General features: G+C 60.2%; 14 protein-coding genes. 6 read left to right on the top strand and 8 right to left on the bottom strand.

Annotation, left to right across the window (positions count from 1 at the left end; translation table 11 throughout):
- Positions 1–2: 2 nt before the first annotated feature.
- Positions 3–1,214 (bottom strand): DUF2863 family protein, encoded by a 1,212-nt coding sequence (locus TSA66_RS01525; protein WP_040038726.1) that lies wholly within the window; start codon positions 1,212–1,214, stop codon positions 3–5.
- Positions 1,215–1,481: 267 nt separating this feature from the next.
- On the opposite strand from TSA66_RS01525, the gene TSA66_RS01520 reads away from it, so the two are divergent.
- Positions 1,482–2,240 carry a hypothetical protein gene (locus tag TSA66_RS01520; protein WP_040038725.1) on the top strand — a complete coding sequence of 253 codons (759 nt, stop codon included), beginning with the start codon at positions 1,482–1,484 and terminating at the stop codon, positions 2,238–2,240.
- Between the two features lie 55 nt (positions 2,241–2,295).
- Positions 2,296–3,348 (top strand): NAD(P)-dependent alcohol dehydrogenase, encoded by a 1,053-nt coding sequence (locus TSA66_RS01515; RefSeq protein WP_040038724.1) that lies wholly within the window; start codon positions 2,296–2,298, stop codon positions 3,346–3,348.
- Here the strand turns inward: TSA66_RS01515 and TSA66_RS01510 are convergent.
- The 4 genes from TSA66_RS01510 to TSA66_RS01495 form a co-directional block, all read right to left on the bottom strand.
- Complete coding sequence (locus tag TSA66_RS01510) at positions 3,279–3,563, bottom strand: hypothetical protein (RefSeq protein ID WP_040038723.1); 285 nt, start codon at positions 3,561–3,563, stop codon at positions 3,279–3,281. The genes TSA66_RS01515 and TSA66_RS01510 overlap by 70 nt on opposite strands.
- Before the next feature lie 99 nt (positions 3,564–3,662).
- The gene (locus TSA66_RS25255; RefSeq protein ID WP_052452003.1) at positions 3,663–4,955 is read right to left on the bottom strand and encodes a glycosyltransferase; all 1,293 of its coding nucleotides are present in this window, start codon (positions 4,953–4,955) and stop codon (positions 3,663–3,665) included.
- A gap of 763 nt (positions 4,956–5,718) precedes the next feature.
- Positions 5,719–6,660, bottom strand: coding sequence for a lipase secretion chaperone (locus TSA66_RS01500; protein WP_040038722.1), 942 nt, complete (start codon positions 6,658–6,660; stop codon positions 5,719–5,721).
- Positions 6,661–6,679: 19 nt separating this feature from the next.
- Positions 6,680–7,612 carry a lipase family alpha/beta hydrolase gene (locus tag TSA66_RS01495; protein ID WP_040038721.1) on the bottom strand — a complete coding sequence of 311 codons (933 nt, stop codon included), beginning with the start codon at positions 7,610–7,612 and terminating at the stop codon, positions 6,680–6,682.
- Between the two features lie 868 nt (positions 7,613–8,480).
- On the opposite strand from TSA66_RS01495, the gene TSA66_RS01490 reads away from it, so the two are divergent.
- The 3 genes from TSA66_RS01490 to TSA66_RS01480 all read left to right on the top strand — a co-directional run bounded on the left by TSA66_RS01490 (position 8,481) and on the right by TSA66_RS01480 (position 10,156).
- A complete protein-coding gene (locus TSA66_RS01490; RefSeq protein WP_157691560.1) occupies positions 8,481–9,029 on the top strand; it encodes a hypothetical protein in 549 nt (182 codons plus the stop codon).
- A gap of 180 nt (positions 9,030–9,209) precedes the next feature.
- Positions 9,210–9,803: a phospholipase D family nuclease gene (locus TSA66_RS01485; protein WP_040042043.1), complete on the top strand. Its 594-nt coding sequence runs from the start codon at positions 9,210–9,212 to the stop codon at positions 9,801–9,803.
- Between the two features lie 119 nt (positions 9,804–9,922).
- Positions 9,923–10,156: a hypothetical protein gene (locus tag TSA66_RS01480; RefSeq protein ID WP_040038719.1), complete on the top strand. Its 234-nt coding sequence runs from the start codon at positions 9,923–9,925 to the stop codon at positions 10,154–10,156.
- A gap of 37 nt (positions 10,157–10,193) precedes the next feature.
- Here TSA66_RS01480 and TSA66_RS01475 read toward each other — a convergent pair whose 3' ends face one another.
- Positions 10,194–11,336 (bottom strand): ABC transporter substrate-binding protein, encoded by a 1,143-nt coding sequence (locus TSA66_RS01475; RefSeq protein WP_040038718.1) that lies wholly within the window; start codon positions 11,334–11,336, stop codon positions 10,194–10,196.
- A gap of 241 nt (positions 11,337–11,577) precedes the next feature.
- Here TSA66_RS01475 and TSA66_RS01470 point away from each other — a divergent pair, with 241 nt between their 5' ends.
- A complete protein-coding gene (locus TSA66_RS01470; protein WP_157691559.1) occupies positions 11,578–12,360 on the top strand; it encodes a hypothetical protein in 783 nt (260 codons plus the stop codon).
- Here the strand turns inward: TSA66_RS01470 and TSA66_RS01465 are convergent.
- Together TSA66_RS01465 and TSA66_RS01460 are read right to left on the bottom strand one after the other, a co-directional pair.
- Positions 12,332–13,093 (bottom strand): ABC transporter permease, encoded by a 762-nt coding sequence (locus TSA66_RS01465; protein ID WP_040038716.1) that lies wholly within the window; start codon positions 13,091–13,093, stop codon positions 12,332–12,334. The two genes, TSA66_RS01470 and TSA66_RS01465, sit on opposite strands and share 29 nt — an antisense overlap.
- Entirely contained in the window at positions 13,090–14,025 is a 936-nt protein-coding gene (locus tag TSA66_RS01460) for an ABC transporter ATP-binding protein (protein WP_040038715.1), read from the bottom strand. Before TSA66_RS01460 ends, TSA66_RS01465 begins: the two co-directional genes overlap by 4 nt.
- Positions 14,026–14,162 lie beyond the last annotated feature (137 nt).

Below are 14,162 nucleotides of genomic sequence, written 5' to 3'. Positions count from 1 at the left end.
GATTAAGCGGATTTCTTGTACGGCCGCGCATTCACCGGCCGTCCATCGGCATCGAACTTCATCGCCAGCGCAACCGATTTCACGCCGACCGTTGCCAGCGCATCGGCTGCATCGTCGGCCTCGATGCGCAAGTCGCTGCCGAGGCCGACTGGCTTGTCCACCGAGACCAGCGGCTCGTCATTTCCCTGCGCATACAAGTTGACGCGCAATACCGCGTCGCCATCGGCTTCGGCCGGGCCGATGACGGCATGGGCGCGTTCCGGCGCCAGTCCATTCTCTTCCAGGGCATGATGCAGGTCGGCCATCATTTGCAGCATGAAATACTCGGCCATGCCTGTCTCTTTGCCGCCGTAAAAGAGGTCCTGGTACAGGAAATCGATCTGAATGTCGCGGCCGTCCGTGACCAGGCAGCGCTTGACCAATGACGCGTGCTGCTGCGCCCATTGCCGGAAGCGGGCCGCGCGCGCATCGAAATAGCGGTCGGCCGCCGCTTCATTGTCCGGCACCCGGTAAAACGGATCATCCAGCGCCTTCAACGCAAAGCCCAGCAAGAAGCGCAGCTCGACCGCCGTGTCGTGTGGCGCGAACCGGCTTTCCGGCCAGCCGCTGATGCTGCGCGCGATGTCCGGCGCGTCCGCTGCCTTCTTGCGCGTCATGGCTTCATAGGCTTCGCGCACCATGCCGCTCAGCTGCCCGTAGCCGATGTGTTCGAGTTCATCGAGATGGTAGGCGTGGGCTACCAGGACGATCTTCGCGTCAGGGCTTTCCAGCCGGGCATCGAACAGGCTGTCGCGCAATTGCGCAAACGCTTCCTCATCCTGGAAGCACTGGTCGCGCTGCAGGCCGCCCTCGCTATGCGCGAACAGGGGAATGACAAAGGCATTCACTTCGAGGTCGGGGCCGTGTTCGCGCCGGAACACCGCGACTTCTGCCGCTTCCTCGACGTTATTCTTCAGGAACAGGTAAGCGTCGCGGTCCTCGTCATGCACGCGCTCCAGCGCTTCGTCGAGCACGTCATCCTTTCTCTGCTGCAGGCATTTCCTGACCAGGCGGCGCAGGTCGCCCATCTTCCTTTTCAGCGGATCGGACAGGGCTGCATCGTCATAGCGTGCCAGTTCAATGCCCAGGTCGACCAGCTCTTGCGTCAACGCATCATCCTGCTGTTCCGGAGATGGGGCGGGAGCGCTCCGGTTTGGCCGCTTATTCTTTTGCATGATTTTCTCTTCGTAAACTGTCCACCGGCGGGGGCGACGGCTGTCGCGCGGTCCGGCGCATGCAAATATGCATCATGTTGGACGTTCTTGTCACGGGAATGATCGTGTGTCGATTGCCGCAAAGCCGTTTTTCGAATACATCAAACTTCCCGGTGATAACGTGGGCACACTCGATGGACCGCGTTCGAAGACATTCGGTTTTCAGGCGGGCATGACAATTCCAAGAGAAGACCAGGGAGCGTGTTCCTTTCGCAAGAGGATGCGTCTATGCGGTTCAACCTGTGGGCAGGCAGTGGTTTTCTTCTTTTCATGCTGGGCGGATGCGGTGGAGGCGGCGGCGACACGGTACTGATCCCGCTGCAAAGCCCCGACAATCCGTCCGGCACCATTGGCGCGATCAGCGGTTCTGGCACGACAACGACTTCCGCCAGCACGCCCGGCAGTACGCCTGTCATCGTCACTGCCGTCACGGCGCCGCAAGACGGAGCGACCCTGAGCGGGAACGTGCACTTGAAAATCGAAGGCACGAATATCCAGAACGCGGAATTGCTGCCAGCCACCGGCTACACGCCCCGGCTCGGCGTCTTCGTGGTCGCACCCGACCGCCAGTCGGCATCGCTGGTATTCAATACCACCACCATCCCGAATGGCACCTTGCGCGTGCGCATCAGCGCCTTCAACCTGCCGCCCGGCGCTGCCGGCGCTAGCGAGCTCATCGCCATGCCGCCCCGAACCTGGCGCTTCGACAACCAGCCGGCGCCGTTCGGTACCCAGGAAGGGCGCGCGGCGCGATGCCAGATGATGGGGTTTCCCTATACCGATCCGAGCGCGGATTTGCCGGTGGTATGCATCACGGGGGCACCGACGTCGACGCCGCCACAGCAATGTTCCAACCTGGGAACCGGGTACGGCAATCCGGAAGACCTGTTGCCCGTGCTGCGAAACAGCACGCCCGTGTCAAAGCTGTACTGCGAACCGGGCGCCAATGGTGGTGTCATCAACACAGGCTGCGTATGCCTGTCTTGACGGCGGCATGCGCGTATTCCCAGTCAGTATCCATTCTGCAAGGAGGATCTTCCCCATGCTGCCATCCAAGGGCTATGGCGCCACCAACGCCACCGAACCGCTCAGCCTGCTGAATTTCGAGCGCCGCGATCTTCAGCCGAAAGACGTCCAGATCGACATCCTGTTCTGCGGCGTCTGCCATTCCGACCTGCATACCGCGCGCAACGAATGGGGCAATACCACCTATCCGGTGGTGCCCGGCCATGAAATCATCGGGCGCGTGAGCGCTGTCGGCAATCAGGTGGGAGGCTTCAAGCCGGGCGACCTGGTCGGCGTCGGCTGCCTGGTGGACTCTTGCCAGCGGTGCAGCGCCTGCGCCGAAGGGCTGGAGCAGTATTGCGAAAACGGGTTCGTCGGCACCTACAACGGCGAGGAAATGCATGTGGGCGGCATGACATATGGCGGCTATTCGAACAATATTGTCGTCACCGAAAAGTTTGTGCTGCGCATCCCCGACACGCTCGACCCCGCCGCTGCCGCGCCGCTGCTGTGCGCAGGCATCACCACCTATTCGCCGCTGCGTCAGTGGAAGGTGAGCCAGGGACAGAAGGTCGGCATCGTCGGCCTGGGCGGACTGGGCCACATGGGCATCAAGCTGGCGCATGCGATGGGCGCGCGCGTGGTGCTGTTTACGACTTCGCCCGACAAGGCGGAAGACGCGAAGCGCTTCGGCGCGTCCGAGGTCGTGATTTCCAAGAATGCCGGCGAGATGCAGGCGCACCGCAACTCCTTCGACTTCATCCTCGACACGGTGGCCGCGCCGCACAACCTCGACGCCTACATCGAACTGCTCAAGCGCGACGGCACCATGGTCCTGGTCGGCGCGCCAGCCACGCCCCATCCGTCGCCGCAGGTGTTCAACCTGATCATGCAGCGTCGCCGCCTGGCTGGCTCGCTCATCGGCGGCATCGCCGAGACCCAGGAAATGCTCGATTTCTGCGCCGAGCACGGCATCGTGTCGGACATCGAGATGATCCGCATCCAGGATATCAACGATGCCTACGAGCGCATGCTGAAAAGCGACGTGAAGTACCGCTTCGTGATCGACATGGCGTCGCTGAAGCAGTAAGCCGTGCCGGCGCTCACTGCCGCCTTCAGCCCGTAGCCGGCTGCGGCCAGCACCAGATAAGGTCGTGAGCCCAGTGCCAGCGGCCAGTGCGGGTGCGAGGGCCAGACCGAGAGGAATTGCAACGAGAGGAATTGCGGCGCGAGCAAGAACGCCGGCGCCGCATCCATCCGGCCGAACGACCATGGCGCAACGTCAATACCCGATCCCGCGTTCATGATCACCGTGGGCTTTAAGCCGATAAATTCTCTCAACAGACAACTACCGACTCAAGCGGAGATGGCCTACGCCAGAACGTAAACGTTCAACGGTGAAGGTCAGCCGCCGCTCAAGACAATTTTCTGGACCGTTTGGTTAGGCATCATTTTTTCTAGGCGGGCTAAAATTGAGTCACAGGCAACGGTGGTTGCGTTGCAGTTAGCAAGGCGCAACGCGACTTCTTGACATCGCAAGCGAAGCGATTCGTCAGCGATTAACGTCTTCAATACATCAGCAACAACTCGTCCGTTGTATTTCTTCGGCAATACCTCTTTTGCCACGCCTAGCCGCATCACTCGGCTGGCGTTATCAAACTGGTCATAGGCAACCGGTCGAATGAGTTGGGGCACGCCTGCCCGTAGCGCCTGGCTGGTGGAGCCGATGCCGCCGTGATGGACAAATGCCGCCAGTTTGGGCAACAGCGTGCTAAACGGGGCATAGTTAACGTGAATAATGTCTTTCGGTAGCGAAGCCGGGATTTGCTCTGGAAAAGGCGACAGGAGAATCCCTCTGAACCCCGCTTCCTGGCAAGCCTCGATAGAGGCATTGAAAAATTGGTGAGCAGTTGCTGTCGCAGTCCCTGCCGAAAAGCCGATAGGGGGCGACCCTGCCTTGATGAATGCGTCAAGGCTCGGCGACAGTGGAACTTGTTCGCCATGGTCATACAGCGGGAAGCCAGCCAGGACCACATGCTTGGGCCAGTCGTCTTGAGGCTCGGCGAACCAGTCCGGGAACAGTCCGACCACACAGTCTGCCTCGTGAATCCACGAATGAAATATCCGCTCGATGCGCGGCAAACCAAGCGTGGCGCGAAAGCGGTTCAACGGCGCCGTAAAATTGGGATCATAAAAAAAGGTGTCGAGCATCCACCAAGCAAAGCGTTTCACGAACATCGGGGAGCGGGCATTGATCCAGTTGGGCGCCAGCCGCGCTGGACTGAGATTCGACTGAAAGACGGATGGGGCAAGATGGACCGTTGCGCAAGGAACACCGTCGGTCTCCCGCAGCAAGCGTGGTGCAAACAGTAGGGAGCTGCCGATGGTGATTGTGTCGCCGGGAAGAACATCGGCTTTCATGGCGCGATAATACGCGGGGCAAATCTCGGCCAGTTCTTTTGCCACACGCTTGAACGCCTTGTTAGGGGCGCTGTCGGCCGTTTCTCTAAAGAGCGTTCTGTATGCGTCTTCAGTGCTTATGGGTACGAATGGAATCGATGCATCGGTTGCATAAGGGCGGAAGAAGGGATTCGCATAAAAGATGACTTCGTGTCCGCGAGCGGCCAATTCCCGGCCGAGTGCAATAAATGGCAGAACATCGCCATGACTGCCTGCTGCTGAAATCAATACTCTCATCAGAAGTCGCTCCAACGATTGTGACGCCTTGGTTCAGGGATAAGCACTTGATGCCTCCGACGCGAGCAAACGCAGCGGCGTGCCGTAAGTAGGCCCGCTCGATCGACGCAAATCGTCTTGCTACGTGGTGTTGAAAAGCCTAGTTTCTTTTTGCACGCACTTTTAGCGGCGTCCATGCGCGTTTTTTGATTTGTACGAATGCCTTGGAAGCTGCCAGCATTCATCAATTCCGCGACTTCAGATTTCGGCACGCTCTCCCAGTATGTCTGGGTCACACAGCTGCAATACGGTTCAGTCAGCGATTAATTAGGAAATATTATATAGGTGACAAGTAAGGGCCCCGCAAACTAGGCTTCACTTTATTTACCGGAGGTCGTGGAGCGCGCAGGGCGGCTGGTTTGGAACTGCCGCGTCCGAACGCGCATATCTTTATCAGCGTCGGAAGCTAGACGCCGCAGATGATGTGGCAAAGATGAGTGGTTTCTGGCGAAGTGAAATCGAGGCGGCTAAGAATACCGTACGACGCCGCCTTGCTTAGAGATTTACTGGCCTGCTACAAGGCCATGACACGGTCTTGTCCGGTTTTGCTTTGATGATGATCCTGCTCGTGGTGTTAAGAGCCTGTTTGATAACAATTGCGCGAACCGCATTTCAGCCTGCGGTGCTCGACGTACGCCTTGTACGTGTGCGCTCCTCCGCCAAAAATCGGTTCGCCCGCGACGTTTATAAATTGCCTCTGGCGGCCGTCCGCGAACGCGGCCGGTTACTCGTAGGCCGGAAGCCGTCTTTGTTCCAACTGCGTGAAACGGCTATCGCGTAATTGCTGAATGGCCGCCTGCCGGTCGGCATCCGCCATATTGGAATTAAGCAGTCTGCTGCGCTCGCCCAGATAATCGATAATTCGGCTTTTCCATGCAGCCTCGTCGCGGTCCACCTCGGACAGGCGCGCCGCTGCCTCCGGATTAAGCGCGGCGGCACGCATGCGGTAAACATCGTCATCGCTGGCGCCGCTGACCCGCATTTGCTGCACAGTCTCTTCCAGCTTCACAATCGCCAGCGGCGCTTCCCGCTCCTTGCGCAATTCGGGGGGCATGGCTGCATCCAGCGCCGCCAGCTTTTCCTTCTTTTGCGCGTCCGTCAGCGTTTTATCCTCGCTGATTTCATAACGTGCCAGGTTGTCCCGGTCAAAGGCATCCTCCAGGCCGAACATAGCTTGCACTTCTTCCGGGCTGAAGAATTTCAGGCGCGATTGCTGTATTGCGTCCAGGCGGGACCTGATCGCGTCGACCCCGTTGCTGGGAGCCTTGGCTTGCACGTCCTTTTCCACCGTGACCAGATCGCGTTTGTAATCGAGGTAGCGGGCCAGCAGGCGCTTGGCTTGCTCGGCTGCGTTCGGCTTCAGGCGCTGCTCCAGTTGGCGTTCGATTTCCGCGCGAATCGCGTCAAGCGATTTTTCGCCGACTGCGGCGAGGTAGTAATCGAACATGCGCGGCAGCTCCGCATTGACTTCCAGCGTATCGTCGGCGGATGCAGCGATATTGCCGTCCGGGCGGGTGCCCTCCATGGATTTAACAAATGGGAAGAGATTACCGTCGGTCTTAGCCGTGGCCTCGGCTACGGGTTCGGGTTGCGTCAGCCAGACAGTCAAAAAAATGGCGGCGGCCACTGCCGCCGCCACGCCAAGATATACCTTTTTTGTTTTCATTGGCTCACTCTATCGGGCATTACAGTCCAAGGCTTTGCAGGCGATTGGCATGCTGGCGATAGAGCGTCTTCGGATTGGTTTCGAAAAGATTCACGATGCCGATCGTCTGATTGACCTCGTCGAGGTGATTCATCCCGTAGTCGTCACGGATGACCTTGCCCAGGTGGGTGGAGCAGCTCGCGACCAGGCCATCGTTCTTGGCGCCGCCGAACGCAGCCGACGTCAACAGCAGCCATGGGTCGACGACGTCCAGGACATTGGTGTAAGAACTTCCGCCGCTCCAGGAGAAGTAGCGCACACCGTTGACTTGATACGCGCCTTCGCCGCAGGAGGTGATCGGCACGCCTTCAGGATGGGCTGCATTGAACTTTGCCGAGCCGGCCGTGCTGAGCGAATTGGCGGCTGCCCACGAATTCTGCGGCAACGTCGGGCTGCCCGACAGCCAGCTGATCAGGCTGGCCAGACCATTGGTGACGGAGGTCAGCACGGCATTGGACAACGATCCCGGAGGAGCCACGCCGATCAGGAGATCGGCGACTGCGGAGCCCTTGTTGACGCCGCCGACGGAAGTGACCGAAGCGACCAGGTCCGGCCGCACCGATGCGACATAGCGCGTGGTCGGGCCGCCGTGGCTGTGGCCGATCAGGTTGACCTTGGTGGCGCCGGTTGCGGCTAGGATTTGCTTCACCTGGGTCAGCAATTGTTCGCCGCGCACTTCCGTGCTGTTGGCGGCCGACACCTGTGCCACATAAACCTTGGCGCCGTCGTTCGTCAATGCCGACGGAATGCCGTACCAATAGCCGAACGGACCGATGTTATCGAAGCCGAACAGTCCGTGCACGAGCACGATCGGGTATCTGGTCTGGGTGTAGCCGAGTGCCCAGGACTGGGCCGGCAAAATACAAAAGGCTAAAAAGGCTGCGGACAGCCATCGCCATAGCTGGTTTTTCATCTTTGTCTCCATGAATTGGTGGTGGTTTTTTTTACTGCTGTTGCTGCCTTTTCGGCAGTCTATGTACGTGATGCCTCTGTCTCCCCGATGAATCTACTGAGAGCGGCGTTAGAGGCTGTATGCCGCTCCCGGTACGCGCCTGATCGCTGGCGAAGCAAACGCATGGCCAACATCGTACCAATTGATTTTCGAGCTGAATTTGTACAAACACAAGGTGCGCCGCAATAAAGTAGTGTGTCTATAGGGCTACTGCTGTTGGCCTGCGTTCGACCATTTGTAGAGAGGTTTTCCATGACGCGGATATAGCGACCGCCTTTCGGTTACAAACAAGTGGCAAGCATAGGGTGTGCTTTGCGCGTCGATGATGCATTGAGGATGTTGACCTGCTGTGACAGGAAGTGCTGGTGAAGGGTATTTACGAAACTACGCCTTTATCTTTGGAGGCAATCGACTTCAGTCTGCCTGGATGCTGGAAAAGCGCATCCTCCCGCTTGATCAGTCCCATATGGGGCGCGAGGTTCGCCGGGTGACAGGGTTGTCGCCAGCACGTCTCGACGATCTTATGGCCCATGACGAAGCGTTCTGGTTCTACCGGCTCATGCAGAAGCATTACGACGGGACGTGACCGGCACCGCGAACGCGTACTCCACACCACCGCGAGCGCCAGAAGCGGCCTTGCCCGTTCCCGTAGCCCGCCCTACAGTGGTATTGGATAGTCGGCGCTGCTTTCTTTTTCGCTATCCCTTTCATGCACTCGAAGAAATATATCGAGCGCGCTGGCATGACTTCTGCAGGAGCACTCCCATGCACACCAGGACAGCCACTGTTTTCCATTGACAGTCGTCCTACACACCTGTGGAGGTGAATCATGCGTGGTAGTTTGATTTCCGGGTTGGCATTGTTGCTGTCGGCCTGCGCCGTCATTTCCGAATCTGGCACCGAGGAAAAGGTTTCGTTTGTGGGCAACGCTGCCGACCAGGCCCGGCAGCACGCCGTGCTGCAGCCCCATAACGGCATGCCCTTGTCGATCGAGTTTTCGTGCCCCACCAAGATCTTCAGCGCGATGACTTCGTTTTTCTACCCATTGCCACCGGTGGTCCCGGTCGGGTTTGTCAACAAGCACGTTTCCTATCTGAAGATCAGGGTGCCGCAGGATGCAGAACAAGCGGTTCCGCAAATCCGCATCACGACCTATGTGGGACAGCAGGTTGTCGTACCCGATGCGCCGAAGTCGCGGCGTGCCGACGGCGGCACCACGGAACTGACCTATGCGCTGCCGAGCGACTGCGAAGCGCTCGACAATGGCACGCTGGAAATCCCCGGTTTCACTTACAGGAACAGGAGCTATCCGGCATCAGCGGCGCGGCTGCAGTTCGATTCCAGGATCAAGACCGTCGTCAGCTATGGGCTGGCCTGAGGTCAGGGCAGAGTGGGCAGGCTGCGCGGAATGACGGCGCGCAACCGGCGTGAACAGCGCAAGGTGGCGGAATGGAAACGAAGTGTTACCATTTTCCTCTCCTTTTATTGCTGTAAATCAATATCGAACGGTGTACAGTACACGGATCGCCGCAATTCGAGCAGCACCGCGCTGTTTGCAATGAAGATCGCTTTTCCTGTCGTACTATCCGCATTTTTATCGCTTGCTTCCCCCGCCTTCGCCAAGCAGTCCTCGCTGCTCGACGAACTGAGCCAGGCAGTTCAGGCCCGCACCGACAAGGCGCCGGCCACGCCGCAGATCGAAACCGGTTTTTCCCCCGACGGCGATGCCGAACGGCTCATCCTGAAGGTGATCAATTCCTCGACGCGCGAACTGCGCCTGGCAGCGTACTCGTTCACCTCGCCGAAAATCGTGCAGGCGCTCATCAAGGCGAAAAAGCGCGGCGTCGATGTGCGCGTGGTGGTCGACGACAGCGGACCGAAGTCGAAGTCCGGCGTCGCCGCGCTCAACCTGCTGACGAGCGCGCATATCCCGGCCCGCACCAACGGCGAGTACGCGATTCACCACGACAAATACATCATCGTCGACGGCGAGCATGTGCAGACCGGCTCGTTCAACTACAGCCAGGCGGCCGCCAGCTCCAACAGCGAAAACGTGATCGTCGTCTGGCACAACCCGCAACTGGCCGCCTCGTATGCACGGCATTGGCAAAGCCGCTACGCGGAAGGCGTGGATTTCAAGATGGCGTACTAGCCGGCGGCTGCCAGGCCTTGCCGAGGCGGTTGATGCGTAGTTCCACAACGAAGAACGGCTCGCAGCAGTGCGCCGGGGGGCCGTGCTAGAATGCGCGCCTTTCATTCAAGGTCGCTGCGATGTTGCTATTTTTATTATGGGCGGTACTTGCGCTGGCGGCGCTCGCCGGCGCCGGTTATTCCCATTACCGCTACCGGGTAATACATAACCAGTACTACGAGCGCCTCTTTGCCAGCAACCGGGACGCGTCGGACGGCGCCGACATCGGGCACCATCCGCGCCGCGCCAATCCCGTTTCGGTCGTCACGCTGGTCCTGGTCAGCCTTCTGGTGCCAGTGTCCCTCGTAATCTGAGCGGCGACAAAACTAAGCGGCGGCAAAACGGTGCGGGCTAGTGCAGCACCTTGCCCGCGCTGCCGATGACGGTCAGGTCGACGAATTTGGAGCCGTTATGGCTGGTCGTCGAATAGCCGAGCTTGTAGCCGCCCACGTCATAGCCCTGCATGCCTTCCAGTGCGGCCACCAGCTTCTCGCGGGTGAGGTCGCGGCCAGCACGGCGCAGCGCTTCGACCATGGTCTTGGCGGTGATGAATCCTTCGACGCCATAGTAGGATAGCGTCGGCGTCTTGCTCTGCTGGGATAGCATGCGCTTGTATTCCTTTACCAGCGGAACCGTGTCATTCCATGGATAGGGCACCACCTGCGAAATGCCGATGCCGCGCGCATCGTTGCCCAGTTCCGCCACCAGCAGGTCGGCGCCCACCGGCGACAGCGTCGCATACTGCGGATGCGAGCCCACATTCTTCATCTGGCGCACAAAGGCGGCGGTCGGCTTGTACAGGCTGACCATGACGACCGCCTGCGGCCGCACCTTCGCGATGGCTTGCACGGCCGCGCTCACGTCGGTCGAGTTGCGCTCCACCGTGCCCAGCGCCGACGGCGCCAGTCCATGCTTTTTCAGGGCGGCGGTCACGCCATCCAGGCCGGACTTGCCGAAACCGTCGTTCTGGTAGAACACGGCGATGTTCTTGAGGCCGAGCGACACCAGCTGATCGGTGATGGCCTCGGTTTCGTCGCCATAGCTGGCGCGCACATGGAACAGGTAGCGGTTGACCGGCGTGCGCAGGTTGTCCGCACCGCTGATGGTGCCGATCAGCGGCACCTTGGCCGCCGAGATGACCGGCAGCGCCGCAGTGGTCGGGGAAGTGCCGTAATAGCCCAGCAGCGCAAACGCCTTGTGGTTATCGATGAGCGCCTTGGTGTTGGCGACCGCGCGCTCGGTTTCGTAGCCATCGTCCAGCGCCACCAGCTCGATCTTGCGGTTGTGTATGCCGCCTTCGGCGTTGATCTGGCGGATATAACCGGCGATCGCTTCCTTCATTTCGACGCCGTAGGCGCCGTTGACGCCGCTGAGCGGAGTCGACATGCCGAGCACGATGGTGTTGTCGGTAACGCCGGTTTCGGCAAATGCGGCAAGGGCGCGCAGCGATAGCGCACAGATCAGCGCTGTGCGCATCAGTCTGGAGACAAGCATCGGATTCCTCGCAACGGTAAGGACAGGATCTGGCGTGCCGGGATGGTCGCCGGTCAATCTGGGGCAAGTATAGTGGCGAGTAGCTTACTGGAAAATTACAGCCGGTGTCGCCTGGGGTTTTTCCATGGGTATGTATGCGCTGCGGCCGGTATTCGACGGATCGTTCTAAAATAGGCCGACGCGCGGTGCCGGGGGCGATGCGATAATCGCCGGCTCTTTTTGCCGCCGTTCGTTATCCGCCGTGTCCACTCACGCTCTGCCGCCTTCCGGTGCCGCGCCGATGCGCCGCCTGACCTTTCACCGTCCGTCCGAGCTGTCGAAGGGGATGCGCGATGCGATGTGGGCGGTCGTGTTGCTGGCCGTGCGCGGCAGCCGCGAGGAATTCGAACGTGGCGTCAACAAGATGGATGAAATCTGGCTGCTGGAGGTTGACGGCGTCGTCATGGGCTTTGGCGGGGTGCGCCTCTTCCATCCGGAGTGGCGCGGGCGCAAGTGCTGCGTGATTTTTACAGGCCGCGTCTGCCTCCATCCCTCGGTGCGCGGCAACAGCATCCTGCAGCGCATCGGCTTCAGGTATTACATGCAGCGGCTGAAGGCGAACCCGTTGCGCCGCATCTACTGGATGTTCGGCGCCGGTTCGTTCAAGAGCTATCTTTTGCTGCCTCGGAATTTCCACACCTACTGGCCGCGGCCCGGCGCCGAGCTGCCGGCGCGCGAACGGGCGCTGCTCGATGCGGTCGCGCGCGAGTTCGACGATCCGCTGTACAGACCCGGGGCCAGCGTCATGAGCCATCCCGGCCTGGTCTACGTGGACGGCGGCATCGGCGTGAACCCGGACGACCTGCGCGATGCGGACGTGGCGTTTTATTCCCGCGTCAATCCCGGCCAGCCGCGCGGCGACGACCTGGTATGCCTGTGTCCGCTCACCCAGGCCAACTGGGCGGCGTGTCTGGGCCGGGCCTTGCTGCGCGCGGTGCGTCCCCGCCCGCGCACGCTCACTTCTTCAACCGATAGCCGGTCCTGAATATCCACCAGATCGCGGCAAGGCAAAGCAGCATGAACATCAGCGTCATCCCCAGGCTGAGCCCGATGCCGACATCGGACACGCTGTAGAAGCTCCAGCGAAAGCCGCTGACGAGATAGACCACCGGATTAAACAGGGTCACCTTTTGCCAGAACGCGGGCAGCATGTTGATCGAGTAAAAACTGCCGCCGAGGAAGGTCAGCGGCGTGACGATCATGACCGGCACGATCTGCAGCTTTTCCCAGCCGTCGGCCCAGATGCCGATGACGAAGCCGAACAGGCTGAACGTCACCGAGGTCAGCACCAGGAAGGCCACCATCCAAAACGGGTGCACGATCGAGAAATCGACGAACACCCGCGCCGTGGCAAGGATGATCAGGCCGAGGAGCACGGACTTGGTCGCCGCCGCGCCGACATAGCCGACCACGATTTCGAACGGCGACACCGGCGCCGACAGCACCTCGTAGATCGTGCCGGCCCATTTCGGCATGTAGATGCCGAACGAGGCATTGGAAATGCTCTCGGTCAGCACCGACAGCATGACCAGTCCGGGCACGATATACGCGCCGTAGCTGACGCCGTCGATCTGGGCCATGCGTGAGCCGATGGCCGAGCCGAACACGATGAAGTAGAGCGACGTCGAGATGACCGGCGACGCAATGCTTTGCAGGAGCGTGCGCCACCAGCGCGCCATTTCGAAACGGTAGATGGCCTTCATCCCGTGCAGGTTCATGCCCGTCCTCCTTCTCCGCGTACCAGATTGACGAAAATTTCCTCTAGCGAGCTTTCGCGCGTCTGCAAGTCCTTGAACTGGATGCCGTGCTCGTCGAGACGCCGCAGCAGGTCCGGCACGCCCGGATGCTCGCTTTGCGCATCGAAGGTATAGACTAGCTGGCTGCCGTCGGCGGACAGCTCCAGCGGATAGGAGGCCAGGTCCGCCGGTACGGCATCGAGCGGATGCTGCAGCAGCAGCGTGAGCTGCTTCTTGCCCAGCTTTTTCATCAGCACCGTCTTGTCCTCGACCAGCAGGATCTCGCCCTTGTTGATCACGCCGATGCGGTCCGCCATTTCTTCGGCTTCCTCGATGTAATGCGTGGTCAGGATGATGGTCACGCCGCTCTCGCGCAGCCGCCGCACCATGGCCCACATGTCGCGGCGCAGCTCGACATCGACGCCGGCGGTCGGCTCGTCGAGGAACAGGATGGCCGGTTCGTGGCTCAACGCCTTGGCGATCATCACCCGACGCTTCATGCCGCCCGACAAAGCCATGATCCTGGCGTCGCGCTTGTCCCACAGCGACAAGTCTTTCAGCACCTTTTCCAGGTAGGCGTCGTCCGGCGCTCTGCCGAACAGGCCACGGCTGAATTTCACCGTGTCCCACACGCTTTCGAAGGCATCGGTGGACAGTTCCTGCGGCACCAGGCCAATCTTCATGCGCGCGGCGCGGTAGTCGCGGGCGATGTCATGGCCGTCGGCCGTGACGCTGCCGGTGCTGGCCGTGACGATGCCGCAGATGATGCTGATCAGCGTGGTCTTGCCGGCGCCGTTGGGGCCGAGCAGCGCGAAGATTTCTCCGCGCCGGATGTCGAGATTGATTTCCCTGAGCGCCTGGAAACCGGACGCGTAGGTCTTGGTCAGTGCCTTGATCGAAATGACTGGTTGCACTCGTGCTCCTTACAAAATGGCGGGGAGGGCGGACCGCCGAAAAAATCGGGCCTGCCCTGCCTTCCCGCTTTGCGAAGGCATCATGTTAAAACATCGCGTTGATTTAAGTGCAACAGACGATCAGGAAAGTCAGCTGC

Source organism: Noviherbaspirillum autotrophicum (assembly GCF_000818395.1).
GTDB classification, from domain to species: domain Bacteria; phylum Pseudomonadota; class Gammaproteobacteria; order Burkholderiales; family Burkholderiaceae_D; genus Noviherbaspirillum; species Noviherbaspirillum autotrophicum.
This window is presented reverse-complemented; position numbering and strand designations above follow the sequence as displayed.